The following is a 251-nucleotide window of genomic DNA, read 5'->3' as shown; positions in this document are numbered from 1 at the left end:
CAGAACGACCCCGAGCCGCGTGATCCCGAGCCTGCGCCGCTGGTCAACCAGCACACCAAGAGCTGGAAGAAGACCGGCCAGCTCGAGGTCAAGATGCTGCTCGACACCGTGACCGGCATGGCCTACGAGGCGGCACTCGACCCGCTGGCCAAACCCCGCCCCGAGACCGACGAGGGTCCGGACCTGCGTTCCCGCTCCGAACGCGAGGGCGACGCGTTCGCCGAGCTGGTCAACCTGGTGCTGCGCGCCGA

The 251-nt window shown here is 69.3% G+C and carries 1 pseudogene; it reads left to right on the top strand.

Annotated elements, in window-relative coordinates:
* A pseudogene (locus UK23_RS47675) lies at positions 1-251 on the top strand (DUF222 domain-containing protein); the annotation flags it as partial.

It is taken from the genome of Lentzea aerocolonigenes, assembly GCF_000955955.1.
Lineage (GTDB): Bacteria > Actinomycetota > Actinomycetes > Mycobacteriales > Pseudonocardiaceae > Lentzea > Lentzea aerocolonigenes_A.
Note: the sequence above shows the minus strand (reverse complement) of the source record. Positions and strands in the feature narration are given on the sequence as shown.